Source organism: Streptomyces sp. NPDC058620, assembly GCF_042717135.1.
GTDB lineage: Bacteria > Actinomycetota > Actinomycetes > Streptomycetales > Streptomycetaceae > Streptomyces.
On sequence record NZ_JBHXQO010000002.1, the window covers coordinates 404,744 to 429,322 of the forward strand.

The following is a 24,579-nucleotide window of genomic DNA, read 5'->3' on the forward strand; positions in this document are numbered from 1 at the left end:
CGGTCGGGCCATTCCCGCGAGGAAGTAGACGGGCGCGGGGGCGTGAGGGTTGCCCTGCTCGGGCCCCGGGTGCGCGGACCACGGGGCGTTGACCAGGAGCAGCGAGACGAGGCGGTCGCCTTCGTGCGTACGGTACTGGGGCTGCGCCCCGTGGTCTGCGCCCGGTGGTCTGCGCCTGGTCTCCGGTTCAGGGGAGAAGGGTGAGGGCGGGTGTGTGCCGGGGGCGCACGGCCCCGAAGTGTTTCCGGTCGACGGTGGCCACCTCTGCGATGTCCAGGCGCTCGGCGCAGGCGATGACGGAGGCGTCAACGAGGCCGAGTGGGAAGTCGGCGTACTGGGCGGTCAGCTCGGCGATCCTCAGCCAGTCGCCCGGGTGCACCGGCTCCACCGTGAACAGGCCCTCCGCGAAGTCCTGGGCCAGGAGGAGCTCCGCGCGCGTGCCGAGCCGGCGCCCCACGAGGTGAGCGACCTCCGCGATGACGAGAGCCGGGACGAGGAGTGGTCCCAGATGCGTTTCTAGCAGGCGTAGGGATGCGGAGTGCCAGGCATCGCTTCGGTCCAGCAGGGCGTAGAGGGGTCCGGCGTCGATGATCAGAGCGCTCACGTGCTCAGCCGCCGTTGTGCGGTGCCTTCGTCCAGCCCGGCCAGCAGTTCCTCGATGCGCTCGGAGATGTCGCTGCGACCGCTGTCGCCGGCTCCGGTGGAGTGGAACGTGCGCCGGACAGTGGTGCTCTCCTGATCCCCGCCGGGCAGATGCGCGGCGATGGCCTCGCGTGTCCATTCGGAGAGTGTCATGCCGCGCCGGGAGGCCTCGTGGCGCATCCGGGCGTCCAGCGAGTCGTCGATCTTGATCGTCGTCCGCTTCATGTATGCCAGCATACCGGCGGTCCTCATGCCGTGTGCTCCAGGTAGTGGGTGGACCGTGCCTCGCTTGCTGTCCGGCAGTCGCGGCAGTGTCCGGGTTCGGCGGAGCGGAAGGCGCGGTCGCAGCTGTCGCAGTTCTGGAGGGGGATGGTGTGGCGTACGGGGGCGAGGTCGGGGGTGCCGGGGAGGGGTGGTGGCAGGAGCGCGGTGAGGCGGTGCTTGATGAGTTTCGCCGGGTGCTTCAGGGGGTGGGGGAGGTCGTTGGTGAGGCTGTGGCGGATGGTGACGGGGTGGGTGTCGCGTTCGAGCCAGGTGGCGACGCCGGGGGCCAGGCTGTGGATGTCGTTTTCGGTGAGGAGGAGCTGGGGTTCGTGGCGGCGCAGGTCGGCGAGGAGGGTGGCGGCCGCGCGGTGCAGTTCCGGGGTGGGTGTGTGGGGGCGGGGGAGCGGCGGCGGCGGGGGCTTGGGGGCGGTGGGGGGTGGCACGAGGGGCGGAGCGGGCAGCGGTACGGGGGTGGGGGCCGGCGGGGGAGGCGCCTGGAGCGGGGCCGGCGGATGTACCGGTGCCGCCGGTGCGGGGGCGTCCGGGGCGGCCGTGGGTGTGGGTGGTTCCGGTGGGGAGGGGGGTAACCCGGGGCAGGGCTTGGGTGCCGGGGGTGGTGGTGTGGCCGCTGGTTGTTGCGGGACTGCGCCGGGCTGGTTGTGGAAGAACGTGCGGGTGACGAGGCGGCCGTTGGCCAGGCGGCAGCGGGTGCGTCGTAGATAGTCGTGAGATTCCAGCTCGCGCAGACCGGAGGCGATGCGGGCCTCGCTCTCCGGGAAGCGCTCGACGAGGACCTTGATGCCGACTTTGGCCCCGGTGGGCAGTGACTGGATGTGCACGGCCAGGCCAATGGCGACCAGGGAGAGGCCCTTGTGCTGGGCGAGGTGGTTGCCGACGACGGTGAAGCGTCGGGTGTGCGGGACCACGATGTGGATCACGCCGGAGGGTGGCGGAGGTCCGGGAACCTCCGCCATGGCGCGCGTGAGCGCGCTAATCTGCTGGGTATCCATCGGGAAGGGCTTTCTTCCTCGTTGGTCAGGCCCTCGATCGGGATTGCAGTCCCGGCCGGGGGCCGACGTATGTCTGGGGTTGTGAGCGTGAGCATATGCCCGCCAACCGGTCCGAAATCCAGCTGAGTTGATGAACCTCACCCGTGTGGGTGACGGCGCCTCCGGGGGAGGCGAGTTGGGTTGGGTGGGGTGATTTCCCTGGTTCTTTTAAGTCTTTGATGTCGCGGGGCACCGGGTCGTGGCCGACCGCGACCCGGTGGCGGCGGTCAGGGTACGAGGGTGAATTCAGCCCGTTTGACCCTGCGGGGGACGGGTCAGGCGGAAGCCCTGGCGGGTGGGGCGGCGCGGTGCACGCCCGGCTGCCGGCGCGATGCTGGGCGAGTGCTTGCTGAGGCACGCAACTCGGCTTGGCCGCGCCTGCATACCGTGAGCAGTGACGAAGTCGTTGCGTACGGTAATCGTCCCGGGTTTGTCCTGTGCTGTCCCGGCTGTCCGGCGTGACGTGCGGGGAACAGAGGCGGTTGAGGACGAACGGCACGCAGGGCGGAAGTGGGGCACGAATGAGCGTGGACGGCGACGGTACGGAGCGCGGGGACGGCGGGGCGGACGAGCCCGGTTGGGATGTCGATCCCGATGACGAGTCGGGGGTGGCGGTGGTCGCGGCGGTGGGCCGCCAGGTCAAGGCGTGGCGGGAGGCGGCGGGCCTGCGGGCGGCGGAGTTCGGGACGTTGATCGGGTACGGCGAGGACCTGGTCTACAAGGTGGAGGGCGGCCGGCGCATCCCTCGGCCGGAGTTCCTGGACAGGGCGGACGAAGTCCTGGGCGCGGGCGGGAAGCTCGCCGCGATGAAGAAGGATGCCGCGGAGGTCCGGTACCCGAAGAAGGTGCGGGATCTGGCGAAGCTGGAGGCCAAGGCTGTCGAGCTTGCGGCATACGGCAACCACAACATCCATGGCCTCTTGCAGACGGAGGCATACATGGCGGCGCTACTCGCTACGCGTCGGCCCGCGTACTCCCAGGAAGAGCTTCAGCGGATGGTGGGTGCACGCATGGCCCGGCGATCTGTCTTCGAGCGGAAACCTGCTCCGGAGTTCAGCTTTGTCCAGGAAGAGGTGACGCTGCGCCGTCCGATCGGAGGGACAATGGTGATGCGACAACAGCTCGAACGCCTGCTGGAGGTGGGGCAGTTGCGGAACGTCGAGATCCAGGTGATGCCGACGTGCCGTGGGGACCACCCCGGGACGGGCGGACGGATCCAGGTGCTGAAGTTCGGCGATGGCTCGGCCGTAGGGCGCACCGACAATGAGTTTGCCGGCCGCCCTGTCTCCGACCCGAAGCAGCTCCGGATCCTCGAACTGCGGTATGGCATCATCCGGGCTCGGGCTCTTTCGCCCGGAGAGTCGCTGGCCTTCATCGAGCAAGTGCTGGGAGAGACATGACCCGCAAGACCGCTGCCGAGGACACATCTGGGCTGGAGTGGTTCAAGAGCAGCTTCAGCGACAGCAGCGATGGCAACGACTGCGTTGAGGTTGCGGCTGTCCCCTGCGCGGTGCATGTTCGCGACTCCAAGGGCGTGCCCGGCCCGCAGCTCGGCTTCAGTCCGACCGCGTGGTCAGCCTTCGTGGCGTACGCGTCGGAGAACTGACTCCCGGCATTCGCGCCTCGAGCCCGGTTGATCTGGGCTCGGGGCGGGCTGCTGTCAGAAGAACCCGCCGGAAGGCGCGAACAGTCCGTCCTGGAATCCCTCGTCCGGTGCGGGTGCCGGTTCAGCCTTCGGCTTCCGTTTCGTAGCGGTCTTCCTCATCGCTCCCGGTGCGTGCAGGCCGGCCGCCTGTTCCTCCTTGAAAGGCGTCCAGCCGCTCAGGGTCGTCGATGCTGTCGGCGGGGGAGAGCAGTGCGTACCCCCGGCGGTCCGTGCGGGGTCTTCGGAGGCGACCGCGGAGCGCGTGACCTCGGTGACCATCCGGGGGCGATTCCGTACGGTGACGAGCCGGCCGGAACCGGAACGACGGTGTCCTCGTCGGAAGCGGTTCCGGTCTCTGTGTCTACGGCACCGTCCGTCATTGATCGCACTCCCGCTCTTGTCCCCAAACCCCACCGGGCGGCTTGAAGGGGGAAATGCGGCGCATGGTGGAGTGGAGTCGGAACGAAGGGCGCACGGGGGCCGGGCGTCCTTTCCGGAGGCCGGAACGCGCTCGCGTTTGAACATCCGACCACGGGGGGTAAGATCCTCCGCCCGATTGGCCAGGCTCGTGCCCCGTATGGCACACTGACCAGGTTGCTCGGTTGAGTGTCAATGCTGCGCGCCTCCCGCCGGGAGGACCGGAAGCGAGTCCCACGGTACTCGTCGACCCCATGCGGGTCGGACGTACGGGAATCTTTCGGGAAGTTCAGCAGGGCGCTGACCAGGCACCCGGTGGGTGTTCCGCCCCCGGCCGCGAGGTCTCAGGCCCGCACCCCCTTGGTTGGGATTTCCTTCGGGAGATTTTCGTAGAGGGGATGCGACACGCCCGACCGCGTGGGTCGGAGACGGAGTTACGAGAACCCCCGGGTTCCAGAGCGTTATGAGAGACAGGACTACTAGTAGCCATGGCGGGACAGAAGATCCGCATCCGGCTCAAGGCCTACGACCACGAGGTCATCGACTCCTCGGCGAAGAAGATCGTCGAGACGGTGACCCGCACTGGTGCGTCGGTCGCGGGCCCGGTGCCGCTGCCCACTGAGAAGAACGTGTACTGCGTCATCAAGTCGCCGCACAAGTACAAGGACTCGCGCGAGCACTTCGAGATGCGCACGCACAAGCGCCTCATCGACATTCTCGACCCCACGCCGAAGACGGTTGACTCGCTCATGCGCCTCGACCTGCCGGCGGGCGTCGACATCGAGATCAAGCTCTGAGGTGACGCGCGAGATGGCTAAGAACATTAAGGGCGTCCTGGGCGAGAAGCTCGGCATGACCCAGGTCTGGGACGAGAACAACCGGGTTGTCCCGGTGACCGTCGTCAAGGCCGGGCCGTGTGTCGTGACCCAGGTCCGCACCAACGACAGCGACGGCTACGAGTCGGTCCAGATCGCCTTCGGCGAGATTGACCCGCGCAAGGTGAACAAGCCCCTCAAGGGTCACTTCGCCAAGGCCGACGTGACCCCGCGCCGCCACCTGGTGGAGCTCCGCACCCCTGACTCCAGCGAGTACACGCTGGGCCAGGAGATCACTGCCGAGGTGTTCGAGTCCGGCGTCAAGGTTGACGTCACGGGCAAGAGCAAGGGCAAGGGCTTCGCCGGTGTCATGAAGCGTCACAACTTCAAGGGCCTCGGCGCCGGTCACGGCGTCCAGCGCAAGCACCGTTCCCCCGGTTCGATCGGTGGCTGCGCCACCCCTGGGCGTGTCTTCAAGGGCATGCGCATGGCCGGCCGGATGGGTAACGAGCGCGTCACCACCCAGAACCTGACCATCCACGCGGTTGACGCGGAGAAGGGTCTGCTGCTCATCAAGGGCGCAGTCCCCGGTCCGAACGGCGGCCTCGTCCTGGTCCGTACCGCGGCCAAGGGGGCTTGAGGTAATGAGCACCATTGACATCCTTTCGCCGGCAGGCGACAAGGCCGGTACCGTCGAGCTCCCTGCGGAGATCTTCGACGCGAAGACCAGCGTTCCGCTGATCCACCAGGTCGTTGTCGCACAGCTGGCAGCTGCCCGTCAGGGCACGCACAAGACCAAGCGTCGCGGCGAAGTCCGTGGTGGTGGCCGCAAGCCTTACCGCCAGAAGGGCACCGGCCGCGCGCGCCAGGGTTCGACCCGTGCGCCGCAGTTCGCCGGCGGTGGCGTCGTCCACGGCCCGCAGCCGCGCGACTACTCGCAGCGCACCCCGAAGAAGATGAAGGCCGCCGCCCTGCGCGGTGCCCTCTCCGACCGGGCGCGTCACTCCCGCATCCACGTCGTCACCGGCGTGGTCGAGGGTGGAGTTTCCACGAAGGCCGCCAAGACGCTGTTCGGCAAGATCTCGGAGCGTTCCAACCTGCTCCTGGTCGTCGACCGCGCCGACGAGGCCGCGTGGCTGTCCGCACGCAACCTGCCCCAGGTGCACATCCTGGAGCCGGGCCAGCTGAACACGTACGACGTGATCGTCTCTGACGACGTGGTCTTCACCCAGGCCGCTTTCGAGTCCTTCGTGTCTGGCCCCCAGACCGCTGAGACCGAAGGGAGCGACGCCTGATGAGCGAGGCGACCGTTACCAGCTCGACCATCACGAGCAAGACCTACTCGGACCCGCGTGACGTTCTCGTCAAGCCGGTTGTCTCCGAGAAGAGCTACGCGCTGCTCGACGAGAACAAGTACACGTTCATCGTCGCGCCCGGCTCCAACAAGACCCAGATCAAGCAGGCCGTGGAAGCGGTCTTCTCGGTCAAGGTCACCGGGGTCAACACGATCAACCGGACGGGCAAGCGCAAGCGGACCAAGACCGGCTTCGGCAAGCGCGCTGACACCAAGCGCGCCATCGTGACCCTCGCCGAGGGCGACCGTATCGACATCTTCGGCGGCCCGACCTCCTGACGGAGGTCGAGTCGTCCGGAATCGGACGAGGACTGAGAAATGGGTATCCGCAAGTACAAGCCGACGACCCCGGGCCGTCGTGGCTCCAGCGTCGCCGACTTTGTCGAGATCACGCGGTCCACGCCGGAGAAGTCGCTGGTCCGCCCCCTGCACAGCAAGGGCGGCCGTAACAACGCCGGTCGTGTGACCGTTCGCCACCAGGGCGGTGGCCACAAGCGCGCCTACCGAGTGATCGACTTCCGTCGTCACGACAAGGACGGCGTGCCGGCCAAGGTCGCGCACATCGAGTACGACCCGAACCGCACCGCGCGCATCGCGCTGCTGCACTACGCGGACGGCGAGAAGCGTTACATCGTCGCTCCCCGTGGCCTGTCGCAGGGTGACCGTGTCGAGAACGGTCCGACCGCAGACATCAAGCCCGGTAACAACCTGGCGCTGCGCAACATCCCGGTCGGTACGACCATCCACGCCATCGAGCTCCGGCCCGGCGGCGGCGCGAAGTTCGCCCGTTCCGCGGGTACTTCCGTGCAGCTGCTGGCGAAGGAGGGCACCATGGCCCACCTTCGTATGCCGTCCGGAGAGATCCGGCTGGTCGACGCCCGCTGCCGCGCCACCATTGGTGAGGTCGGCAACGCCGAGCAGTCGAACATCAACTGGGGCAAGGCCGGCCGTATGCGCTGGAAGGGCGTTCGCCCGACCGTCCGCGGTGTCGCGATGAACCCGGTTGACCACCCGCACGGTGGTGGTGAAGGCAAGACCTCCGGTGGACGTCACCCGGTCTCGCCGTGGGGTCAGAAGGAGGGTCGTACTCGCTCGCCGAAGAAGGCATCGAGCAAGTACATCGTCCGCCGCCGCAAGACGAACAAGAAGCGCTAGGAGCGGGTTTAGATGCCGCGCAGTCTCAAGAAGGGGCCCTTCGTCGACGGCCACCTCATCAAGAAGGTGGACGTACAGAACGAGGCAGGCACCAAGAACGTCATCAAGACCTGGTCCCGTCGCTCGATGATCGTCCCGGCCATGCTGGGTCACACCATCGCGGTGCACAACGGCAAGATCCATGTCCCGGTGTTCGTCACCGAGTCGATGGTCGGCCACAAGCTCGGCGAGTTCTCGCCGACTCGCACCTTCCGCGGCCACGTCAAGGACGACCGGAAGTCGAAGCGCCGCTAAGCGCGGGGTGGAAACGACTATGACTTACACCGAAGGGACAACCATGGAAGCCAGGGCCCAGGCGCGGTACATCCGCGTCACGCCCATGAAGGCCCGCCGAGTGGTGGACCTCATCCGTGGCATGGATGCCACGGAGGCTCAGGCGGTCCTGCGTTTCGCCCCGCAGGCCGCGAGCGTGCCGGTTGGCAAGGTGCTTGACAGCGCCATTGCCAACGCTGCACACAACTACGACCACACCGACGCCTCTTCGCTGGTCATCAGCGAGGCGTACGTGGACGAGGGCCCGACCCTGAAGCGGTTCCGACCGCGTGCTCAGGGCCGTGCCTACCGGATCCGTAAGCGGACCAGCCACATCACCGTGGTCGTCAGCAGCAAGGAAGGAACCCGGTAATGGGCCAGAAGGTTAACCCGCATGGGTTCCGGCTCGGCATTACCACGGACTTCAAGTCCCGTTGGTACGCCGACAAGCTGTACGCGGACTACGTCAAGGAAGACGTCGCCATTCGTCGCATGATGACGAAGGGCATGGAGCGCGCCGGTATCTCGAAGGTTGAGATCGAGCGCACCCGCGACCGCGTCCGTGTAGACATTCACACCGCCCGCCCGGGCATCGTCATCGGTCGCCGTGGCGCCGAGGCCGACCGCATCCGTGGCGAGCTGGAGAAGCTGACCGGCAAGCAGGTCCAGCTGAACATCCTCGAGGTCAAGAACCCCGAGGTGGACGCTCAGCTGGTGGCCCAGGCCGTCGCCGAGCAGCTCTCCTCCCGCGTCTCCTTCCGTCGTGCGATGCGCAAGAGCATGCAGAGCACGATGAAGGCCGGCGCCAAGGGCATCAAGATCCAGTGCGGCGGTCGCCTCGGCGGCGCCGAGATGTCCCGGTCGGAGTTCTACCGCGAGGGTCGTGTGCCGCTGCACACGCTGCGCGCGAACGTCGACTACGGCTTCTTCGAGGCCAAGACGACCTTCGGCCGTATCGGCGTGAAGGTCTGGATCTACAAGGGCGACGTCAAGAACATCGCCGAGGTCCGCGCCGAGAACGCCGCGGCCCGTGCGGGTAACCGCCCGGCCCGTGGTGGCGGCAACGACCGTCCGGCGGGTGGCCGTGGTGGCGCCCGTGGTGGCGAGCGTGGCGGCCGCGGCCGCAAGCCGCAGCAGTCCGCGCCGGCAGCCGAGGCCCCCAAGGCCGACGCTCCCGTCGCCGCTGCTCCGGCTGAGAGCACCGGAACGGAGGCCTGACCGAAATGCTGATCCCCCGTAGGGTCAAGCACCGCAAGCAGCACCACCCGAAGCGCAGCGGTATGTCCAAGGGTGGCACGCAGGTTGCGTTCGGCGAGTACGGCATCCAGGCGCTGTCCCCGGCGTACGTGACGAACCGCCAGATCGAGGCCGCTCGTATCGCGATGACCCGCCACATCAAGCGTGGCGGAAAGGTCTGGATCAACATTTATCCGGACCGTCCCCTGACGAAGAAGCCTGCCGAGACCCGCATGGGTTCCGGTAAGGGTTCTCCCGAGTGGTGGATCGCGAACGTCAAGCCGGGTCGGGTGATGTTCGAGCTGTCCTACCCGAACGAGAAGATTGCTCGTGAGGCGCTTACCCGCGCTGCTCACAAGCTTCCGATGAAGTGCCGGATCGTTCGGCGCGAGGCAGGTGAGTCGTGATGTCGGCCGGTACCAAGGCGTCCGAGCTGCGCGAACTGGGCAACGAGGAGCTCCTCAACAAGCTCCGCGAGGCCAAGGAAGAGCTGTTCAACCTCCGCTTCCAGGCGGCGACGGGCCAGCTTGAGAACCACGGTCGGCTCAAGTCCGTCCGTAAGGACATCGCCCGGATCTACACCCTGATGCGCGAGCGCGAGCTCGGCATCGAGACGGTGGAGAGCGTCTGATGAGCGAGAAGAATGTGACTGAGACGACTGAGCAGCGCGGTTTCCGCAAGACCCGTGAGGGTCTCGTCGTCAGCGACAAGATGGACAAGACCGTCGTCGTCGCTGTCGAGGACCGCGTCAAGCACGCGCTGTACGGCAAGGTCATCCGCCGTACGAACAAGCTCAAGGCCCACGACGAGCAGAACTCTGCCGGCGTCGGCGACCGTGTTGTCATCATGGAGACGCGGCCGCTGTCTGCGACGAAGCGCTGGCGCATCGTCGAGATCCTCGAGAAGGCCAAGTAATCCCTGAGGGGGTTTCCCCTCAGGACAGTTCCGCCAGGCTCGGTGGGGGTCCGCTCCGTAACGGAGTGGCCCCCGCCGGGAACCGGCAGACGATCAGGAGATAGACGTGATCCAGCAGGAGTCGCGACTTCGTGTCGCCGACAACACGGGTGCGAAGGAAATTCTCACCATCCGTGTTCTCGGTGGCTCGGGTCGCCGCTACGCGGGCATCGGTGACGTCATCGTCGCCACCGTCAAGGACGCAATCCCCGGTGGCAACGTGAAGAAGGGTGACGTCGTCAAGGCCGTCATCGTTCGCACCGTCAAGGAGCGTCGTCGTCAGGATGGCTCGTACATCCGCTTCGACGAGAACGCTGCCGTCATTCTGAAGAACGACGGCGACCCCCGCGGCACCCGTATCTTCGGCCCGGTGGGCCGAGAGCTGCGCGAGAAGAAGTTCATGAAGATCATCTCGCTCGCGCCGGAGGTGCTGTAAGCATGAAGATCAAGAAGGGCGACCTGGTTCAGGTCATCACCGGTAAGGACAAGGGCAAGCAGGGCAAGGTCATCGTTGCCTACCCTGCTCAGGACCGCGTCCTCGTCGAGGGTGTCAACCGGGTCAAGAAGCACACGAAGGCCGGTCAGACCGCTCGCGGTTCGCAGACCGGTGGCATTGTGACGACCGAGGCTCCCGTCCACGTCAGCAACGTGCAGCTGGTTGTTGAGAAGGACGGCAACAAGGTCGTTACTCGCGTCGGCTACCGCTTTGACGACGAGGGCAACAAGATCCGCGTTGCCAAGCGCACCGGTGAGGACATCTGATGACTACCACCACAGCGCCGCGTCTCAAGACGCGCTACCGCGAGGAAATCGCCGGCAAGCTGCGTGAGGAGTTCTCCTACGAGAACGTCATGCAGGTTCCCGGTCTGGTCAAGATCGTGGTCAACATGGGTGTGGGCGACGCCGCCCGCGACTCCAAGCTGATCGACGGGGCCGTCAAGGACCTCACCACGATCACTGGTCAGAAGCCGGCCGTCACCAAGGCCCGCAAGTCGATCGCGCAGTTCAAGCTGCGCGAGGGGCAGCCGATCGGCTGCCACGTCACCCTCCGTGGTGACCGCATGTGGGAGTTCCTGGACCGTACGCTGTCGCTCGCGCTTCCGCGTATCCGTGACTTCCGCGGCCTGTCGCCGAAGCAGTTCGACGGCCGTGGCAACTACACCTTCGGTCTCACGGAGCAGGTCATGTTCCACGAGATCGACCAGGACAAGATCGACCGGGTCCGGGGCATGGACATCACCGTGGTCACCACGGCGACCAACGACGACGAGGGTCGTGCCCTCCTTCGTCACCTCGGCTTCCCGTTCAAGGAGAACTGACCGTGGCGAAGAAGGCTCTGATCGCTAAGGCCGCCCGCAAGCCGAAGTTCGGCGTGCGCGGGTACACCCGCTGCCAGCGCTGCGGCCGGCCCCACTCCGTCTACCGCAAGTTCGGCCTGTGCCGCGTGTGCCTTCGTGAGATGGCTCACCGTGGCGAGCTGCCGGGCGTGACCAAGAGCTCCTGGTAATTCTCCTTCGCCCCTTGGGCGTTGGGAATACCCGGAGACTCTCGGTAAGCATCTGGTCGGCAGGAGCCCGGCTCCACATGCCGTAGGCTTGTGGGGTTGGGCGCCTGCCGCCCAAGACCGACTTACTACGCCGTAGGTCCCCGCACCGCACCCGTCCCGCCACTGAGTGGGGAGAGGGATGGCGCATACAGGAAACCCCGGCGAGAGAGGCCGAAGGCCAACTCATGACCATGACTGATCCCATCGCAGACATGCTCACGCGTCTGCGCAACGCGAACTCGGCGTATCACGACGACGTCGCGATGCCGCACAGCAAGATCAAGTCGCACATCGCGGAGATCCTCCAGCAGGAGGGCTTCATCACCGGCTGGAAGGTCGAGGACGCCGAGGTTGGAAAGAACCTTGTCCTCGAGCTGAAGTTCGGGCCGAACCGCGAGCGCTCGATCGCCGGCATCAAGCGAATCTCGAAGCCGGGTCTGCGTGTATACGCAAAGTCCACCAACCTGCCGAAGGTTCTCGGCGGCCTGGGCGTGGCGATCATCTCCACGTCCCACGGTCTCCTGACCGGCCAGCAGGCCAGCAAGAAGGGCGTAGGTGGGGAAGTCCTCGCCTACGTCTGGTAGTCGGGAACGGAGGAACAGCTCATGTCGCGAATCGGCAAGCTCCCCATCCAGGTTCCCGCCGGTGTGGACGTCACCATCGATGGCCGCACGGTCGCAGTGAAGGGCCCCAAGGGCACCCTCTCGCACACCGTTGCAGCGCCGATCGAGGTCACCAAGGGTGAGGACGGCGTGCTCAACGTCGTCCGCCCTAACGACGAGCGTCAGAACAAGGCCCTTCACGGCCTGTCCCGCACGCTGGTGGCGAACATGATCACCGGCGTGACCTCGGGATACAGCAAGGCGCTCGAGATCAGCGGTGTCGGTTACCGAGTTCAGGCGAAGGGCTCCAACCTGGAGTTCGCCCTGGGCTACAGCCACCCGATCCTCATCGAGGCTCCGGAAGGCATCACCTTCAAGGTCGAGTCGCCCACGAAGTTCAGTGTCGAGGGCATCGACAAGCAGAAGGTCGGCGAGGTCTCCGCGAAGATCCGCAAGCTGCGGAAGCCCGACCCGTACAAGGCCAAGGGCGTCAAGTACGCCGGCGAGGTTATCCGCCGCAAGGTCGGAAAGGCGGGTAAGTAAGCCATGGCATACGGTGTAAAGATCGCCAAGGGTGACGCCTACAAGCGTGCCGCCCTCAAGCGCCGCCACATCCGCGTCCGCAAGCACATCTCCGGTTCGCCGGAGCGGCCGCGCCTGGTTGTGACGCGTTCCAACCGCCACATGGTGGCTCAGGTCATCGACGACGTCGCGGGCCACACGCTCGCTTCGGCATCGACCCTGGACGCTTCCATCCGTGGTGGCGAGGGTGACAAGAGCGCCCTGGCCAAGCAGGTCGGGGCCCTGGTCGCCGAGCGCGCCAAGGCCGCAGGCGTCGAGGCCGTCGTGTTTGACCGCGGTGGTAACCAGTACGCCGGGCGGATTGCCGCTCTGGCTGACGCCGCCCGTGAAGCCGGGCTGAAGTTCTAAGCCCCGGTTCCTACGCACAGCGGACGTAACAGAGAGAGGTAATTCCAATGGCTGGACCCCAGCGCCGCGGAAGCGGTGCCGGTGGCGGCGAGCGGCGGGACCGGAAGGGCCGCGACGGTGGCGCAAGCGCCGCCGAGAAGACCGCGTACGTCGAGCGCGTCGTCGCGATCAACCGCGTCGCCAAGGTTGTGAAGGGTGGTCGTCGCTTCAGCTTCACCGCGCTGGTCGTGGTGGGCGATGGTGACGGCACCGTCGGTGTCGGATACGGCAAGGCCAAGGAAGTTCCCGCGGCCATCGCCAAGGGCGTTGAAGAGGCCAAGAAGAGCTTCTTCAAGGTTCCGCGTATCCAGGGCACCATCCCTCACCCGATCCAGGGCGAGAAGGCTGCGGGCGTCGTTCTGCTCAAGCCTGCTTCCCCCGGTACCGGTGTGATCGCGGGTGGCCCGGTGCGCGCCGTTCTGGAGTGCGCCGGCGTTCACGACATCCTGTCGAAGTCGCTCGGTTCTTCGAACCCGATCAACATCGTGCATGCGACCGTGGCGGCCCTTCAGGGCCTGCAGCGTCCCGAGGAGATCGCGGCTCGCCGTGGTCTGCCCCTCGAGGACGTCGCCCCCGCGGCTCTGCTTCGTGCACGTGCGGGAGCGGGTGCGTAATGGCTCGCCTCAAGATCACGCAGACGAAGTCGTACATCGGCAGCAAGCAGAACCACCGCGACACACTGCGTTCGCTCGGGCTCAAGCGCCTGAACGACTCGGTTGTCAAGGAGGACCGCCCCGAGTTCCGCGGAATGGTTCACACCGTCCGCCACCTCGTGACGGTTGAGGAGGTTGACTGACATGGCGGAGAACAGCCCGCTGAAGGCCCACAACCTCCGGCCTGCCCCGGGCGCCAAGACCGCCAAGACCCGTGTGGGTCGTGGTGAGGCGTCCAAGGGTAAGACCGCAGGCCGTGGTACCAAGGGTACGAAGGCTCGTTACCAGGTTCCGGAGCGCTTCGAGGGTGGCCAGATGCCCCTCCACATGCGTCTCCCGAAGCTCAAGGGCTTCAAGAACCCGTTCCGCACGGAGTACCAGGTCGTGAACCTGGACAAGCTCGCGACGCTCTACCCCGAGGGTGGAGAGGTCACGGTGGCCGATCTGGTCGCCAAGGGCGCTGTGCGCAACAACCACCTCGTCAAGGTCCTCGGACAGGGCGAGATCTCCGTGGCGCTGCAGGTTTCGGTTGACGCCGTTTCCGGCTCCGCCAAGGAGAAGATTGCCGCTGCGGGCGGCACTGTCACCGAGCTCGTCTGAGACAACTCGGACAAGCTGGTGGCCTGAACATCCGACCGGGGATGCCTCTCATATGGGGCATCCCCGGTTGGTCGTTCCTAGGGGGGCATGGTCGCCGGTAAGGTGGCCAGCGTTGTTGTGTGCTAACCCCCTGGGCGCCTGCCCGGGGACCTTTGGCTGTTACCTAATCGTCGATCCTCAAGACCGTCACCTCTACGCATTGCGCGGGGGTCGCAGGAGGCACCGTGCTCACCGCGTTCGCCCGGGCGTTCAAGACGCCCGACCTGCGCAAGAAGCTGTTCTTCACGCTCGGCATCATCGTGCTCTACCGTCTCGGGGCACACATCCCCGTACCGGGAGTGAGCTACGAGAACGTCCAGACCTGTGTTGATCAGGCAAGCAAGGGCAACAACAGCCTCTTCGGCCTGGTGAACATGTTCAGCGGTGGTGCACTGCTGCAGATCACGATCTTCGCGCTCGGCATCATGCCGTACATCACGGCCAGCATCATTCTTCAGTTGCTGACCGTCGTCATCCCCAGGCTCGAAGCCCTCAAGAAGGAGGGACAGTCGGGCCAGGGCAAGATCACGCAGTACACGCGTTATCTGACCGTCGCGCTCGCCATCCTCCAGGGCACCGGCCTGGTGGCAACCGCCCGCAGCGGGGCGCTGTTCAGCGGCTGTCCTGTCGCCGATCAGATCGTTCCGAACCAGTCGATCTTCACGACGGTCGTGATGGTTCTCACCATGACCGCCGGTACCGCCGCCGTCATGTGGCTCGGTGAGCTCATCACCGACCGCGGCATCGGCAACGGCATGTCGATCCTGATGTTCATCTCGATCGCCGCCAGCTTCCCGGGCGCCCTGTGGGCCATCAAGACGAGCGGCAAGCTCGCGGACGGCTGGATCGAGTTCGCCACCGTCATCCTGATCGGCTTCGTGATGGTCGGGCTCGTCGTCTTCGTCGAGCAGGCGCAGCGCCGCATCCCGGTGCAGTACGCGAAGCGCATGATCGGGCGCAGGTCCTACGGCGGTACGTCCACGTACATCCCGCTGAAGGTGAACCAGGCGGGTGTGATCCCCGTCATCTTCGCTTCTTCGCTGCTCTACATCCCGGCCCTGATCGTCCAGTTCTCCAACTCCACAGCGGGCTGGGCGACATGGATCAAGGACCACTTCGTCAAGGGTGACCACCCGTACTACATCGCGACGTACTTCCTGTTGATCGTGTTCTTCGCCTTCTTCTATGTGGCGATCTCGTTCAACCCCGAGGAAGTCGCCGACAACATGAAGAAGTATGGTGGCTTCATCCCGGGTATCCGGGCTGGTCGCCCGACCGCCGAGTACCTGAGTTACGTGCTCAACAGGATCACTTGGCCGGGCTCGCTGTATCTGGGTCTGATCGCTCTTGTGCCGACGATGGCGTTGGCAGGCTTCGGCGGAGCCAACCAGAACTTCCCGTTCGGCGGGACGAGCATCCTCATCATCGTGGGTGTGGGTCTGGAAACCGTGAAGCAGATCGAGAGTCAGCTCCAGCAGCGCAATTACGAAGGGTTCCTCCGCTGATGCGAATCGTCCTCGTCGGGCCGCCCGGTGCCGGCAAGGGAACGCAGGCTGCGTACCTTGCCCAGAACCTGTCGATTCCGCACATCTCCACGGGCGACCTCTTCCGCGCCAACATCAGCCAGGGCACCGACCTTGGCAAGCAGGCCCGCGCCTACATGGACGCGGGGCAGCTGGTGCCGGACGAGGTCACCATCGGGATGGCCAAGGACCGCATGTCCCAGCCGGACGCCGTCAACGGCTTCCTGCTCGACGGTTTCCCCCGCAACGTGGGGCAGGCCGAGGCTCTCGACGAGATGCTCCGGAGCGAGAGCGTCGAGCTGGACGCGGTGCTGGACCTCGAGGTCCCCGAGGACGAGGTGGTCAAGCGCATCGCCGGCCGCCGCATCTGCCGGAACGAGAGCGCGCACGTCTTCCACGCTACGTACAACCCGCCGAAGACCGAGGGTGTCTGCGACGCCTGCGGCGGCGAGCTGTACCAGCGGGACGACGACAGCGAGGAGACGGTCAGGACGCGGCTCGAGGTCTACCACACGCAGACCGAGCCGATCATCGACTACTACCGGGCCCAGGGCCTGGTGGTCACCATCTCCGCGCTCGGCAAGGTCACCGACGTGACCGAGCGGGCCATGGAGGCTCTCAAGAAGTCCGACGAGGGCTGAGACCTCCCAGCATCACCTTCACAGTCGGCCGCGACGCCCCAGGGCGCCGCGGCCGACTGTTTGCGCCGTATCGTGGGGTACGCCGCACCCGTATCCCACAGACGCAGAGAGGCGCCGAGCAATGGTGCAGATCAAGACCCCCGAGCAGATCGCGAAGATGCGCGAGGCCGGCCTGGTGGTCGCTGCCATTCACGCCGCCACACGCGAGGCGGCCGTGCCCGGCGCCACCACCAAGGACCTGGACGAGGTCGCGCGCAAGGTGATCGCCGACCACGGTGCGAAGTCGAACTTCCTCGGGTACGGCGGATTCCCCGCGACCATCTGCACCTCGGTCAACGAGGTCGTCGTGCACGGCATCCCGGACGAGAAGACGGTCCTCAAGGACGGCGACATCATCTCGATCGACGCCGGCGCGATCATCGACGGCTGGCACGGCGACGCCGCGTACACCGCGTTCGTCGGCACCGGTCACGCCCCGGAGCTCGTGGAGCTGTCCCGGGTGACCGAGGAGTCGATGTGGGCCGGGATCGCCGCGATGAAGGTGAACAACCGCCTCGTCGACATCTCGAAGGCGATCGAGTCCTACATCCGCCGCCAGCCCCGTCCGGCCACCGGCAAGTACGGGATCATCGAGGACTACGGCGGCCACGGCATCGGCACCGAGATGCACATGGACCCGCACCTGCTGAACTACGTCTCCCGCAAGCGAGGCAAGGGCATCAAGCTGGTCCCGGGCGTCTGCCTGGCCATCGAGCCGATGGTGTCCCTCGGCACGGCGCAGACGAAGGTCCTCGCCGACGAGTGGACGGTCCTGACGACCGACGGCACCTGGTCCTCGCACTGGGAGCACTCGATCGCACTGACGGAGCAGGGCCCCCTGGTCCTCACGGCCCCCGACTGCGGCCGCGAGAAGCTGGCGCAGTACGGGATCGAGGCGGCGCCGGACCCTCTGGGGTGACCGGGTTCGGGCGGGCGGAGCCCGGCACAGCGGGCCGATGCCTGTGAGGCGCTCCGGCGCCGAGCCCGCGAGGGCTGCGTGATGGAGGGGCCGGGATCGAGGCGGCACCGGACCCTCTGGGGTACCGCGCTCCAGAACCCTGGGGTGATGACGGGCCCGCCCGGCAGGTCTAAGGATCACCGATGGTGGGCAAACTTGACGGATTCGTCTTTTCGAGTCCGCTGACGTAGACTAACTCGTCGGCTCTCGTGCATCCGTGTGTCCGCATGCGGAGTGCGAAGTCGATCAAGGTAGCCGATTCGAAAGGCGAAGCGTGGCCAAGAAGCAAGGTGCCATCGAAATTGAGGGCACCGTGATCGAGTCTCTCCCGAACGCAATGTTCAGGGTGGAGCTCCAGAACGGTCACAAGGTCCTCGCGCACATCAGCGGCAAGATGCGGATGCACTACATCCGTATCCTCCCGGATGACCGGGTCGTGGTGGAGCTCTCTCCGTACGACCTGACGCGTGGCCGGATCGTCTACCGATACAAGTAGATCTTGCCCGCATCGCGCTCAGGCGCGGTGGTGGCACTGACCCGGAGAACCTGACATCCAATGAAGGTCAAGCCGAGCGTCAAGAAGATCTGCGACAAGTGCAAGGTGATCCGCCGTCACGGTCGGGTCATGGTCATCTGCGACAACCTGCGCCACAAGCAGCGCCAGGGCTGAAGCACGACCCCCTGCATCTCGCAGACTTCGCGCGACGCACGTAATACGTACATACGCAGTGCCCGTCCAAGCTTCGGCTGACGACACCTCCGGCGGGGGCCGGGGACCCGGACGTACCACCTCAGTACTTCGTACGAGAGGTCGGCGGCCGGGAGTGACACTGTGGAAGACCCCCGAAATGACAACTGGAGCCATTGAATGGCACGCGTTTCAGGTGTTGACATCCCGCGCGAAAAGCGCGTGGAGGTTGCCCTCACCTACGTCTTCGGCATCGGGCGCACCCGGTCCAAGGAGATCCTCGCCAACGCCGGCGTGAACCCGAACACCCGCGTTCGTGACCTGGCCGAAGAGGACCTGGTCAAGATCCGCGAGTACGTGGACGCCAACCTTCGCACCGAGGGTGACCTTCGCCGCGAGATCCAGGCCGACATCCGCCGCAAGGTCGAGATCGGCTGCTACCAGGGCATCCGTCACCGCCGCGGTCTGCCGGTGCACGGTCAGCGCACCAGCACCAACGCGCGTACCCGCAAGGGCCCGCGTCGCGCGATCGCCGGTAAGAAGAAGCCGGGCAAGAAGTAGTCCTCAGCGGACGCTATCCAGCGGTCTTCGCTGTAGGACCGATCACCTCCCCTCTCCATCTGGAGTAAAGACATGCCCCCCAAGGGTCGTCAGGGCGCAGCCAAGAAGGTGCGTCGCAAGGAAAAGAAGAACGTCGCTCACGGCCACGCGCACATCAAGAGCACGTTCAACAACACCATCGTCTCGATCACGGACCCCTCGGGCAACGTGATCTCCTGGGCCTCCGCCGGCCACGTCGGCTTCAAGGGCTCGCGCAAGTCCACCCCCTTCGCCGCGCAGATGGCCGCCGAGTCGGCCGCCCGCCGCGCGCAGGAGCACGGCATGCGCAAGGTTGACGTCTTCGTCAAGGGTCCGGGCTCCGGCCGCGAGACCGCGATCCGCTCCCTCCAGGCCACGGGCCTCGAGGTCGGTTCGATCCAGGACGTCACCCCGACGCCGCACAACGGCTGCCGCCCGCCGAAGCGTCGTCGCGTCTGACGCACGACGACCGGTAACGGTTGTTGCGTTTCTTTCGGGTCCGGGCGGTATGTCTCTTCGGAGGCGTACCGCCCGTACCCTTGTTCTATCTGTAGGGCATCAAATAGTGGGTGCCCACGACTGAAGGATTCTCCTCATGCTGATCGCTCAGCGTCCGTCGCTGACCGAAGAGGTCGTCGACGAGTTCCGCTCCCGGTTCGTGATCGAGCCGCTGGAGCCGGGCTTCGGTTACACCCTCGGCAACTCCCTGCGCCGGACCCTTCTCTCCTCGATCCCGGGTGCGGCTGTCACGTCCATCCGCATCGACGGTGTCCTGCACGAGTTCACCACCGTGCCGGGCGTCAAGGAAGACGTCACCGACCTCATCCTCAACATCAAGCAGCTCGTCGTCTCCTCGGAGCACGACGAGCCGGTCGTGATGTACCTGCGCAAGCAGGGCCCGGGTCTGGTCACCGCCGCTGACATCGCCCCGCCGGCCGGTGTCGAGGTCCACAACCCGGACCTCGTCCTGGCCACGCTGAACGGCAAGGGCAAGCTGGAGATGGAGCTGACCGTCGAGCGCGGTCGCGGCTACGTCTCCGCCGTCCAGAACAAGCAGGCGGGCCAGGAGATCGGCCGGATTCCGGTCGACTCCATCTACTCCCCGGTGCTCAAGGTCACGTACAAGGTCGAGGCGACCCGTGTCGAGCAGCGCACCGACTTCGACAAGCTGATCGTCGACGTCGAGACCAAGCAGGCCATGCGTCCCCGTGACGCCATGGCGTCGGCCGGTAAGACCCTGGTCGAGCTGTTCGGTCTGGCGCGCGAGCTCAACATCGACGCCGAGGGCATCGACATGGGCCCGTCGCCGACGGACGCCGCGCTCGCTGCCGATCTGGCGCTGCCGATCGAGGAGCTCGAGCTCACGGTCCGTTCGTACAACTGCCTCAAGCGCGAGGGCATCCACTCCGTGGGTGAGCTCGTGGCTCGTTCCGAGGCCGACCTGCTCGACATCCGCAACTTCGGTGCGAAGTCGATCGACGAGGTCAAGGCGAAGCTGGCCGGTATGGGCCTCGCGCTCAAGGACTCGCCTCCCGGCTTCGACCCGACCGCCGCTGCGGACGCGTTCGGCGCGGACGACGACGCGGACGCCGGTTTCGTGGAGACCGAGCAGTACTGAGTCACTTCCGGCGGGGGACGTCCGGGTCTCCGGGCGCCCCGTGCCGGGTGAGGCTTCGTCCTCAACCGCCGTACGGGCTCGTACTGTCCGTACGGCACCTGAATTCTTCCGTGGGGCGGCCGCCTCGCGGGAACTGACACCGGTACCTGATACGGCCGGTGCAGCACACAAGGAGAAACACCATGCCGAAGCCCGCGAAGGGCGCCCGTCTGGGCGGCAGCGCTGCGCACGAGAAGCTTCTTCTCATCAACCTCGCGAAGTCGCTGTTCGAGCACGGCCGCATCACGACGACCGAGGCCAAGGCTCGCCGCCTGCGTCCGGTCGCCGAGCGTTTCATCACCAAGGCGAAGAAGGGCGACATCCACAACCGTCGCCTGGTGCTGCAGTCGATCACGGACAAGGGCATCGTGCACACGCTCTTCACCGAGATCGCCCCGCGGTACGAGAACCGCCCCGGTGGTTACACCCGCATCACCAAGATCGGCAACCGTCGTGGCGACAACGCCCCGATGGCCGTCATCGAGCTGGTCGAGGCGCTGACCGTGGCCCAGCAGGCCACCGGTGAGGCCGAGGCCGCGACGAAGCGTGCGGTCAAGGAAGACTCCCTCAAGAAGGACGAGGCCCCGGCCGAGTCCGTCGAGGACGCCAAGCCGGCCGAGGCCGACGCGGAGTCCAAGGACGCCTGAGCGTTCTGAGACCACTGGACGGGCCCGCATCACCCTTCGGGGCGATGCGGGCCCGTTCTGCTTTGAGAGGATGCGCGGGTGAGTGACGAGGTGGAGCCCGGTTTCGTACGGGTACGGCTGGACCTTTCGTACGACGGGAAGGACTTCTCCGGCTGGGCGAAGCAGACCAGCAGGCGCACGGTGCAGGGTGAGATCGAGGATGCGCTGAGGACCGTGACACGGTCCTCGCGTACGTACGACCTGACCGTCGCCGGGCGCACCGATGCCGGGGTGCACGCGCGGGGGCAGGTCGCGCACGTCGATCTGCCGGCCGAGGTGTGGGCGGAGCACGAGGAGAAGCTGCTGCGGCGCATGGCGGGGCGCATGCCGCAGGACGTGCGGATCTGGCGGGCCGCCGAGGCGCCGGCCGGATTCAACGCGCGGTTCTCGGCGCTGTGGCGGCGTTACGCGTACCGGGTCGCGGACCGGCCGGGCGGGGTGGACCCGCTGCTGCGGGGCCATGTCCTGTGGCACGACCGGCCGTTGGACGTGGACGCGATGAACGAGGCGGCGGCGCCGATGACCGGCGAGCACGACTTCGCCGCATACTGCAAGAAGCGCGAGGGCGCGACGACCATCCGTACGCTCCAGAAGCTGAACTGGGTACGGGACGAGGCGTCCGGTGTGATGACGGCGACCGTCCAGGCCGACGCGTTCTGCCACAACATGGTGCGTGCCCTCATCGGGGCGGCGCTGTTCGTGGGGGACGGGCGGCGCCCCGCCGGGTGGCCCGCCGAGGTGCTGGCCGCGCGGGTGCGGGACCCCGCCGTGCATGTGGTGAGGCCGCACGGGCTGACGCTGGAGGAAGTGGCCTATCCCGCCGACGCGTTGCTGGCGGCACGGGCCGTGGAGGCCCGGAACGTACGGACGTTGCCCGGGGTCGGCTGCTGCTGAACCCCCGGGCGGGCGCGGTCAGGAGACGGGCGCTCCGGCGGCTGCCGACGCCTGGACCTCGCCGCGGTGGTGAATCTGACGGAACGTGAAGTTCGTCAGATCGTCGCCGACCGCGAACACGTTGGTGTCGGCCTTGGTGACGTTCTTGCCGTTCGTGAAGCCGCCCACGGTGAAGTAGGCGTAGCGGCCGTAGGAGTTGGCGGTGCGACGGCAGACCTGGCCGCCGCGGCAGAAGGTGGGCACGCCCGCGCCGTTGAGGGAGGCGATGCCGCCCGATGCCTGCTGCGCCGCCTTCTTGGCCCGGGCCTCGGTCTTGAAGACCGCCACGCCGACCGTCACCGCGACGCCGTCCTTGCGGTAGGTGGCGCGGATGACCTGCTCGCAGCCGTTGTTGGTGAGGATCGAGCCGAGCGCGCCCTGGGTGGTCGTGGCGCAGTCGCGGGTCTGCGCCGTCGCGCCCTTGGTGTGGACGCGGTCGCCCATGGTCAGGCGCTTGCCGGGGAAGAAGGCGTCGGCGGTGATCGGCGCCGTGTCCTTCCTGGCGTCGGAGATGTACTCCTTCGGGTCCGGCGGGGGCGGTGGCGCGACCGAGGAGAACGAGGGCCCGGGCGCCGCGGACTCCGTGGGCAGCTCGGCGGGCGCGGGCAGTTCGCTCGCGTTCTTCTCCGACCTGGCCGGATCGTCGTTGCCGTTGGCTGTGATCACGGCCGTGGCCACGATCGCGGCGACCGCCGCGGTGGCCAGCGCTCCGCCGCCGGTCATCAGCCATTTCTTCCGCCTGCTGCGTGCGGCGGACTCCTCGGCCAGCGCCGCCCAGTCCGGCGTGTGACCGCCCCCCGGCCCCCAGGAGGGCCCCCCTTGACCAAAGCTCATGCGGCGAATCTTAGACCGCGGCAAAACCGGTTGGGCCAGGGCTTCGCGGGCCGTGACAATGCTGGGTATGGGACATCTTGAAGCAGGGCACCTGGAGTACTACCTACCGGACGGGCGGGTGCTGCTCGGCGATGCTTCGTTCCGGGTCGCGGACGGCGCCGTCGTCGCTCTCGTCGGGGCCAACGGCGCGGGCAAGACGACGCTGCTGCGGCTGCTGGCCGGTGAGCTCCAGCCGCACGGCGGTTCCGTGTCGGTGAGCGGCGGGCTCGGGGTGATGGCCCAGTTCGTGGGGTCGGTGCGGGACGAGCGGACCGTACGGGATCTGCTGGTGTCCGTGGCCCAGCCCAGGATCAGGGACGCGGCGAAGGCGGTGGACGCGGCCGAGGAGCTGATCCTGACCGTCGACGACGAGGCCGCGCAGATGAAGTACGCGCAGGCCCTGAGCGACTGGGCCGAGGCGCGGGGGTACGAGGCCGAGACCGTCTGGGACATGTGCACCATGGCCGCGCTCGGGGTCCCGTACGAGAAGGCGCAGTGGCGGGAGGTACGGACGCTCAGTGGTGGTGAGCAGAAGCGGCTCGTGCTGGAGGCGCTGCTCCGGGGGCCCGACGAGGTGCTGCTCCTGGACGAGCCGGACAACTATCTGGATGTACCGGGCAAGCGGTGGCTGGAGGGGAAGCTGAAGGAGACCCGTAAGACGGTCCTCTTCGTCTCCCACGACCGGGAGCTGCTGTCCCGGGCCGCCGAGAAGATCGTGAGCGTGGAGCCCAGCCCCGCCGGATCGGACGTCTGGGTGCACGGTGGCGGATTCGCCACGTACCACGCGGCGCGCAAGGAGCGGTTCGCGCGCTTCGAGGAGCTCCTGCGGCGCTGGGAGGAGGAGCACGCCCGCCTGAAGGCCCTCGTCCTGCGGATGCGGCAGCAGGCGGCGAACAGTCCGGACATGGCCAACCGCTACCACGCGATGCAGACCCGCTTCAAGAAGTTCGAGGAGGCGGGCCCGCCGCCGGAGCCGCCGCGCGAGCAGGACATCAAGATGCGGCTGCGCGGCGGGCGGACCGGGGTGCGGGCGGTGACCTGCAAGAACCTGGAGCTGACCGGCCTGATGAAGCCGTTCGACCTGGAGATCTTCTACGGGGAGCGGGTCGCCGTCCTCGGGTCCAACGGGTCGGGGAAGTCACACTTCCTGCGGCTGCTGGCCGGCGATACGTCGGTGGCGCACACGGGGGAGTGGAAGCTCGGGGCGCGGGTCGTGCCGGGGCACTTCGCGCAGACGCACGCGCATCCGGAACTGCTGGGGCACACGCTGGTCGAGATTCTCTGGACCGAGCATGCCAAGGACCGGGGCGGGGCGATGTCCGTGCTGCGGCGGTACGAGATGGAGCGGCAGGGGGACCAGCCCTTCGAGAAGCTGTCGGGCGGGCAGCAGGCGCGGTTCCAGATCCTGCTGCTGGAGCTGGCGGGCACGACGGCGCTGCTGCTGGACGAGCCGACGGACAACCTGGACCTGGAGTCGGCCGAGGCCCTGCAGGACGGGCTGGAGGTGTACGACGGCACGGTGATGGCGGTCACGCACGACCGGTGGTTCGCGAAGTCCTTCGACCGGTATCTGGTCTTCGGGTCGGACGGGGTGGTGCGGGAGACGGCGGAGCCGGTGTGGGACGAGCGGCGGGTCGAGCGCGCTCGGTGACGGTGCGGGGCTCGGTGGGTCCGGCGGCGGGCCGGGGGCGGGGGGGGGGGGGCGCCCCGGCCCCCCCCCCCCCCACGACCGTGATCCCGGCCTTCTGGT

General features: G+C 67.0%; 38 protein-coding genes and 1 pseudogene. 35 read left to right on the forward strand and 4 right to left on the reverse strand.

Annotation, left to right across the window (positions count from 1 at the left end; genetic code table 11):
- Nucleotides 1-187: 187 nt before the first annotated feature.
- Genes ACFWSK_RS04310 through ACFWSK_RS04320 form a run of 3 tightly spaced genes read right to left on the reverse strand, consistent with a single transcriptional unit; the run spans nt 188 to nt 1,916 of the window.
- On the reverse strand, nt 188-604 hold the full coding sequence (locus ACFWSK_RS04310) for a type II toxin-antitoxin system VapC family toxin (protein WP_383781730.1): 417 nt from the start codon (nt 602-604) through the stop codon (nt 188-190).
- Nucleotides 601-867 (reverse strand): CopG family transcriptional regulator, encoded by a 267-nt coding sequence (locus ACFWSK_RS04315; protein ID WP_383781734.1) that lies wholly within the window; start codon nt 865-867, stop codon nt 601-603. The genes ACFWSK_RS04310 and ACFWSK_RS04315 overlap by 4 nt, the downstream gene beginning before the upstream one ends.
- A gap of 23 nt (nt 868-890) precedes the next feature.
- The gene (locus ACFWSK_RS04320; protein ID WP_383781736.1) at nt 891-1,916 is read right to left on the reverse strand and encodes a hypothetical protein; all 1,026 of its coding nucleotides are present in this window, start codon (nt 1,914-1,916) and stop codon (nt 891-893) included.
- A gap of 560 nt (nt 1,917-2,476) precedes the next feature.
- Here ACFWSK_RS04320 and ACFWSK_RS04325 point away from each other — a divergent pair.
- The 33 genes from ACFWSK_RS04325 to truA all read left to right on the forward strand — a co-directional run bounded on the left by ACFWSK_RS04325 (nt 2,477) and on the right by truA (nt 21,917).
- Nucleotides 2,477-3,355, forward strand: coding sequence for a helix-turn-helix domain-containing protein (locus ACFWSK_RS04325; RefSeq protein ID WP_383781738.1), 879 nt, complete (start codon nt 2,477-2,479; stop codon nt 3,353-3,355).
- On the forward strand, nt 3,352-3,561 hold the full coding sequence (locus ACFWSK_RS04330; RefSeq protein ID WP_383781741.1) for a DUF397 domain-containing protein: 210 nt from the start codon (nt 3,352-3,354) through the stop codon (nt 3,559-3,561). The genes ACFWSK_RS04325 and ACFWSK_RS04330 overlap by 4 nt, the downstream gene beginning before the upstream one ends.
- Before the next feature lie 944 nt (nt 3,562-4,505).
- Nucleotides 4,506-4,814, forward strand: coding sequence for a 30S ribosomal protein S10 (rpsJ, locus tag ACFWSK_RS04335; protein WP_003948644.1), 309 nt, complete (start codon nt 4,506-4,508; stop codon nt 4,812-4,814).
- Between the two features lie 13 nt (nt 4,815-4,827).
- On the forward strand, nt 4,828-5,472 hold the full coding sequence (gene rplC / locus ACFWSK_RS04340) for a 50S ribosomal protein L3 (protein WP_383781744.1): 645 nt from the start codon (nt 4,828-4,830) through the stop codon (nt 5,470-5,472).
- Between the two features lie 4 nt (nt 5,473-5,476).
- A complete protein-coding gene (rplD, locus tag ACFWSK_RS04345) occupies nt 5,477-6,127 on the forward strand; it encodes a 50S ribosomal protein L4 (protein WP_328905322.1) in 651 nt (216 codons plus the stop codon).
- A complete protein-coding gene (gene rplW / locus ACFWSK_RS04350; protein ID WP_383781746.1) occupies nt 6,127-6,465 on the forward strand; it encodes a 50S ribosomal protein L23 in 339 nt (112 codons plus the stop codon). Before rplD ends, rplW begins: the two co-directional genes overlap by 1 nt.
- 39 nt (nt 6,466-6,504) lie before the next feature.
- The gene (gene rplB, locus ACFWSK_RS04355) at nt 6,505-7,341 is read left to right on the forward strand and encodes a 50S ribosomal protein L2 (protein ID WP_380195248.1); all 837 of its coding nucleotides are present in this window, start codon (nt 6,505-6,507) and stop codon (nt 7,339-7,341) included.
- Between the two features lie 12 nt (nt 7,342-7,353).
- Entirely contained in the window at nt 7,354-7,635 is a 282-nt protein-coding gene (gene rpsS / locus ACFWSK_RS04360; protein ID WP_003966956.1) for a 30S ribosomal protein S19, read from the forward strand.
- Between the two features lie 43 nt (nt 7,636-7,678).
- Nucleotides 7,679-8,026 (forward strand): 50S ribosomal protein L22, encoded by a 348-nt coding sequence (gene rplV, locus ACFWSK_RS04365; RefSeq protein ID WP_004571827.1) that lies wholly within the window; start codon nt 7,679-7,681, stop codon nt 8,024-8,026.
- Nucleotides 8,026-8,871, forward strand: coding sequence for a 30S ribosomal protein S3 (rpsC, locus tag ACFWSK_RS04370; protein WP_383781751.1), 846 nt, complete (start codon nt 8,026-8,028; stop codon nt 8,869-8,871). The genes rplV and rpsC overlap by 1 nt, the downstream gene beginning before the upstream one ends.
- Nucleotides 8,872-8,876: 5 nt before the next feature.
- Entirely contained in the window at nt 8,877-9,296 is a 420-nt protein-coding gene (gene rplP, locus ACFWSK_RS04375; protein WP_014154587.1) for a 50S ribosomal protein L16, read from the forward strand.
- Complete coding sequence (rpmC, locus tag ACFWSK_RS04380; RefSeq protein WP_014047786.1) at nt 9,296-9,520, forward strand: 50S ribosomal protein L29; 225 nt, start codon at nt 9,296-9,298, stop codon at nt 9,518-9,520. The genes rplP and rpmC overlap by 1 nt, the downstream gene beginning before the upstream one ends.
- Nucleotides 9,520-9,804 carry a 30S ribosomal protein S17 gene (gene rpsQ / locus ACFWSK_RS04385; RefSeq protein WP_328905325.1) on the forward strand — a complete coding sequence of 95 codons (285 nt, stop codon included), beginning with the start codon at nt 9,520-9,522 and terminating at the stop codon, nt 9,802-9,804. Before rpmC ends, rpsQ begins: the two co-directional genes overlap by 1 nt.
- A gap of 106 nt (nt 9,805-9,910) precedes the next feature.
- Nucleotides 9,911-10,279: a 50S ribosomal protein L14 gene (rplN, locus tag ACFWSK_RS04390; protein ID WP_003966950.1), complete on the forward strand. Its 369-nt coding sequence runs from the start codon at nt 9,911-9,913 to the stop codon at nt 10,277-10,279.
- A 2-nt stretch (nt 10,280-10,281) separates the two neighbouring features.
- The gene (rplX, locus tag ACFWSK_RS04395) at nt 10,282-10,605 is read left to right on the forward strand and encodes a 50S ribosomal protein L24 (RefSeq protein ID WP_018550616.1); all 324 of its coding nucleotides are present in this window, start codon (nt 10,282-10,284) and stop codon (nt 10,603-10,605) included.
- Nucleotides 10,605-11,162 carry a 50S ribosomal protein L5 gene (gene rplE, locus ACFWSK_RS04400; protein WP_073718383.1) on the forward strand — a complete coding sequence of 186 codons (558 nt, stop codon included), beginning with the start codon at nt 10,605-10,607 and terminating at the stop codon, nt 11,160-11,162. The genes rplX and rplE overlap by 1 nt, the downstream gene beginning before the upstream one ends.
- A gap of 2 nt (nt 11,163-11,164) precedes the next feature.
- Nucleotides 11,165-11,350: a type Z 30S ribosomal protein S14 gene (locus ACFWSK_RS04405; protein ID WP_003948630.1), complete on the forward strand. Its 186-nt coding sequence runs from the start codon at nt 11,165-11,167 to the stop codon at nt 11,348-11,350.
- Between the two features lie 224 nt (nt 11,351-11,574).
- Entirely contained in the window at nt 11,575-11,973 is a 399-nt protein-coding gene (rpsH, locus tag ACFWSK_RS04410; protein WP_028439249.1) for a 30S ribosomal protein S8, read from the forward strand.
- Nucleotides 11,974-11,994: 21 nt separating this feature from the next.
- On the forward strand, nt 11,995-12,534 hold the full coding sequence (gene rplF / locus ACFWSK_RS04415; RefSeq protein ID WP_383781754.1) for a 50S ribosomal protein L6: 540 nt from the start codon (nt 11,995-11,997) through the stop codon (nt 12,532-12,534).
- A 3-nt stretch (nt 12,535-12,537) separates the two neighbouring features.
- The gene (rplR, locus tag ACFWSK_RS04420) at nt 12,538-12,921 is read left to right on the forward strand and encodes a 50S ribosomal protein L18 (RefSeq protein WP_073718380.1); all 384 of its coding nucleotides are present in this window, start codon (nt 12,538-12,540) and stop codon (nt 12,919-12,921) included.
- A gap of 47 nt (nt 12,922-12,968) precedes the next feature.
- Nucleotides 12,969-13,574, forward strand: coding sequence for a 30S ribosomal protein S5 (gene rpsE, locus ACFWSK_RS04425; protein WP_056796577.1), 606 nt, complete (start codon nt 12,969-12,971; stop codon nt 13,572-13,574).
- Nucleotides 13,574-13,756, forward strand: coding sequence for a 50S ribosomal protein L30 (gene rpmD / locus ACFWSK_RS04430; RefSeq protein ID WP_003966943.1), 183 nt, complete (start codon nt 13,574-13,576; stop codon nt 13,754-13,756). The genes rpsE and rpmD overlap by 1 nt, the downstream gene beginning before the upstream one ends.
- A gap of 1 nt (nt 13,757) precedes the next feature.
- Complete coding sequence (rplO, locus tag ACFWSK_RS04435) at nt 13,758-14,213, forward strand: 50S ribosomal protein L15 (protein WP_014047794.1); 456 nt, start codon at nt 13,758-13,760, stop codon at nt 14,211-14,213.
- A gap of 224 nt (nt 14,214-14,437) precedes the next feature.
- Entirely contained in the window at nt 14,438-15,757 is a 1,320-nt protein-coding gene (gene secY / locus ACFWSK_RS04440; protein WP_328905328.1) for a preprotein translocase subunit SecY, read from the forward strand.
- The gene (locus tag ACFWSK_RS04445; RefSeq protein ID WP_383781757.1) at nt 15,757-16,416 is read left to right on the forward strand and encodes an adenylate kinase; all 660 of its coding nucleotides are present in this window, start codon (nt 15,757-15,759) and stop codon (nt 16,414-16,416) included. Before secY ends, ACFWSK_RS04445 begins: the two co-directional genes overlap by 1 nt.
- 121 nt (nt 16,417-16,537) lie before the next feature.
- Nucleotides 16,538-17,374: a type I methionyl aminopeptidase gene (gene map, locus ACFWSK_RS04450; RefSeq protein WP_383781760.1), complete on the forward strand. Its 837-nt coding sequence runs from the start codon at nt 16,538-16,540 to the stop codon at nt 17,372-17,374.
- Between the two features lie 313 nt (nt 17,375-17,687).
- A complete protein-coding gene (infA, locus tag ACFWSK_RS04455) occupies nt 17,688-17,909 on the forward strand; it encodes a translation initiation factor IF-1 (RefSeq protein WP_014047798.1) in 222 nt (73 codons plus the stop codon).
- A 60-nt stretch (nt 17,910-17,969) separates the two neighbouring features.
- Complete coding sequence (gene rpmJ / locus ACFWSK_RS04460; protein ID WP_003956441.1) at nt 17,970-18,083, forward strand: 50S ribosomal protein L36; 114 nt, start codon at nt 17,970-17,972, stop codon at nt 18,081-18,083.
- Nucleotides 18,084-18,281: 198 nt separating this feature from the next.
- Nucleotides 18,282-18,662, forward strand: coding sequence for a 30S ribosomal protein S13 (rpsM, locus tag ACFWSK_RS04465; protein WP_362836198.1), 381 nt, complete (start codon nt 18,282-18,284; stop codon nt 18,660-18,662).
- A gap of 72 nt (nt 18,663-18,734) precedes the next feature.
- A complete protein-coding gene (gene rpsK / locus ACFWSK_RS04470) occupies nt 18,735-19,139 on the forward strand; it encodes a 30S ribosomal protein S11 (RefSeq protein WP_003956432.1) in 405 nt (134 codons plus the stop codon).
- 136 nt (nt 19,140-19,275) lie between these two features.
- Nucleotides 19,276-20,298, forward strand: a complete 1,023-nt coding sequence (locus tag ACFWSK_RS04475) for a DNA-directed RNA polymerase subunit alpha (protein WP_024755423.1) — start codon at nt 19,276-19,278, stop codon at nt 20,296-20,298.
- 182 nt (nt 20,299-20,480) lie between these two features.
- Nucleotides 20,481-20,984, forward strand: coding sequence for a 50S ribosomal protein L17 (gene rplQ / locus ACFWSK_RS04480; protein ID WP_383781763.1), 504 nt, complete (start codon nt 20,481-20,483; stop codon nt 20,982-20,984).
- Nucleotides 20,985-21,062: 78 nt separating this feature from the next.
- Entirely contained in the window at nt 21,063-21,917 is an 855-nt protein-coding gene (gene truA / locus ACFWSK_RS04485) for a tRNA pseudouridine(38-40) synthase TruA (protein ID WP_383781767.1), read from the forward strand.
- Nucleotides 21,918-21,935: 18 nt separating this feature from the next.
- Here the strand turns inward: truA and ACFWSK_RS04490 are convergent, their stop codons facing one another.
- Complete coding sequence (locus tag ACFWSK_RS04490) at nt 21,936-22,790, reverse strand: hypothetical protein (RefSeq protein WP_383781770.1); 855 nt, start codon at nt 22,788-22,790, stop codon at nt 21,936-21,938.
- Between the two features lie 175 nt (nt 22,791-22,965).
- Between ACFWSK_RS04490 and ACFWSK_RS04495 the strand changes: the two are divergent.
- Both ACFWSK_RS04495 and ACFWSK_RS04500 read left to right on the forward strand, forming a co-directional pair.
- Nucleotides 22,966-23,367, forward strand: a pseudogene (locus ACFWSK_RS04495) (ATP-binding cassette domain-containing protein); the annotation flags it as partial.
- 528 nt (nt 23,368-23,895) lie between these two features.
- Nucleotides 23,896-24,480, forward strand: coding sequence for an ATP-binding cassette domain-containing protein (locus ACFWSK_RS04500; RefSeq protein WP_383781931.1), 585 nt, complete (start codon nt 23,896-23,898; stop codon nt 24,478-24,480).
- Nucleotides 24,481-24,579 lie beyond the last annotated feature (99 nt).

Excerpts from the sequence above, each read along its gene's own strand:
- ACFWSK_RS04315 (WP_383781734.1), bottom strand. The coding sequence starts at position 867 with ATGAAGCGGACGACGATCAAGATCGACGACTCGCTGGACGCCCGGATG.
- ACFWSK_RS04320 (WP_383781736.1), bottom strand. The coding sequence starts at position 1,916 with ATGGATACCCAGCAGATTAGCGCGCTCACGCGCGCCATGGCGGAGGTT.
- ACFWSK_RS04325 (WP_383781738.1), top strand. The coding sequence starts at position 2,477 with ATGAGCGTGGACGGCGACGGTACGGAGCGCGGGGACGGCGGGGCGGAC.
- ACFWSK_RS04330 (WP_383781741.1), top strand. The coding sequence starts at position 3,352 with ATGACCCGCAAGACCGCTGCCGAGGACACATCTGGGCTGGAGTGGTTC.
- rpsJ (WP_003948644.1), top strand. The coding sequence starts at position 4,506 with ATGGCGGGACAGAAGATCCGCATCCGGCTCAAGGCCTACGACCACGAG.
- rplC (WP_383781744.1), top strand. The coding sequence starts at position 4,828 with ATGGCTAAGAACATTAAGGGCGTCCTGGGCGAGAAGCTCGGCATGACC.
- rplD (WP_328905322.1), top strand. The coding sequence starts at position 5,477 with ATGAGCACCATTGACATCCTTTCGCCGGCAGGCGACAAGGCCGGTACC.
- rplW (WP_383781746.1), top strand. The coding sequence starts at position 6,127 with ATGAGCGAGGCGACCGTTACCAGCTCGACCATCACGAGCAAGACCTAC.
- rplB (WP_380195248.1), top strand. The coding sequence starts at position 6,505 with ATGGGTATCCGCAAGTACAAGCCGACGACCCCGGGCCGTCGTGGCTCC.
- rpsS (WP_003966956.1), top strand. The coding sequence starts at position 7,354 with ATGCCGCGCAGTCTCAAGAAGGGGCCCTTCGTCGACGGCCACCTCATC.
- rplV (WP_004571827.1), top strand. The coding sequence starts at position 7,679 with ATGGAAGCCAGGGCCCAGGCGCGGTACATCCGCGTCACGCCCATGAAG.
- rpsC (WP_383781751.1), top strand. The coding sequence starts at position 8,026 with ATGGGCCAGAAGGTTAACCCGCATGGGTTCCGGCTCGGCATTACCACG.
- rplP (WP_014154587.1), top strand. The coding sequence starts at position 8,877 with ATGCTGATCCCCCGTAGGGTCAAGCACCGCAAGCAGCACCACCCGAAG.
- rpmC (WP_014047786.1), top strand. The coding sequence starts at position 9,296 with ATGTCGGCCGGTACCAAGGCGTCCGAGCTGCGCGAACTGGGCAACGAG.
- rpsQ (WP_328905325.1), top strand. The coding sequence starts at position 9,520 with ATGAGCGAGAAGAATGTGACTGAGACGACTGAGCAGCGCGGTTTCCGC.
- rplX (WP_018550616.1), top strand. The coding sequence starts at position 10,282 with ATGAAGATCAAGAAGGGCGACCTGGTTCAGGTCATCACCGGTAAGGAC.
- rplE (WP_073718383.1), top strand. The coding sequence starts at position 10,605 with ATGACTACCACCACAGCGCCGCGTCTCAAGACGCGCTACCGCGAGGAA.
- rpsH (WP_028439249.1), top strand. The coding sequence starts at position 11,575 with ATGACCATGACTGATCCCATCGCAGACATGCTCACGCGTCTGCGCAAC.
- rplF (WP_383781754.1), top strand. The coding sequence starts at position 11,995 with ATGTCGCGAATCGGCAAGCTCCCCATCCAGGTTCCCGCCGGTGTGGAC.
- rplR (WP_073718380.1), top strand. The coding sequence starts at position 12,538 with ATGGCATACGGTGTAAAGATCGCCAAGGGTGACGCCTACAAGCGTGCC.
- rpsE (WP_056796577.1), top strand. The coding sequence starts at position 12,969 with ATGGCTGGACCCCAGCGCCGCGGAAGCGGTGCCGGTGGCGGCGAGCGG.
- rpmD (WP_003966943.1), top strand. The coding sequence starts at position 13,574 with ATGGCTCGCCTCAAGATCACGCAGACGAAGTCGTACATCGGCAGCAAG.
- rplO (WP_014047794.1), top strand. The coding sequence starts at position 13,758 with ATGGCGGAGAACAGCCCGCTGAAGGCCCACAACCTCCGGCCTGCCCCG.
- ACFWSK_RS04445 (WP_383781757.1), top strand. The coding sequence starts at position 15,757 with ATGCGAATCGTCCTCGTCGGGCCGCCCGGTGCCGGCAAGGGAACGCAG.
- map (WP_383781760.1), top strand. The coding sequence starts at position 16,538 with ATGGTGCAGATCAAGACCCCCGAGCAGATCGCGAAGATGCGCGAGGCC.
- rpmJ (WP_003956441.1), top strand. The coding sequence starts at position 17,970 with ATGAAGGTCAAGCCGAGCGTCAAGAAGATCTGCGACAAGTGCAAGGTG.
- rpsM (WP_362836198.1), top strand. The coding sequence starts at position 18,282 with ATGGCACGCGTTTCAGGTGTTGACATCCCGCGCGAAAAGCGCGTGGAG.
- rpsK (WP_003956432.1), top strand. The coding sequence starts at position 18,735 with ATGCCCCCCAAGGGTCGTCAGGGCGCAGCCAAGAAGGTGCGTCGCAAG.
- ACFWSK_RS04475 (WP_024755423.1), top strand. The coding sequence starts at position 19,276 with ATGCTGATCGCTCAGCGTCCGTCGCTGACCGAAGAGGTCGTCGACGAG.
- rplQ (WP_383781763.1), top strand. The coding sequence starts at position 20,481 with ATGCCGAAGCCCGCGAAGGGCGCCCGTCTGGGCGGCAGCGCTGCGCAC.
- ACFWSK_RS04490 (WP_383781770.1), bottom strand. The coding sequence starts at position 22,790 with ATGAGCTTTGGTCAAGGGGGGCCCTCCTGGGGGCCGGGGGGCGGTCAC.
- ACFWSK_RS04500 (WP_383781931.1), top strand. The coding sequence starts at position 23,896 with ATGAAGCCGTTCGACCTGGAGATCTTCTACGGGGAGCGGGTCGCCGTC.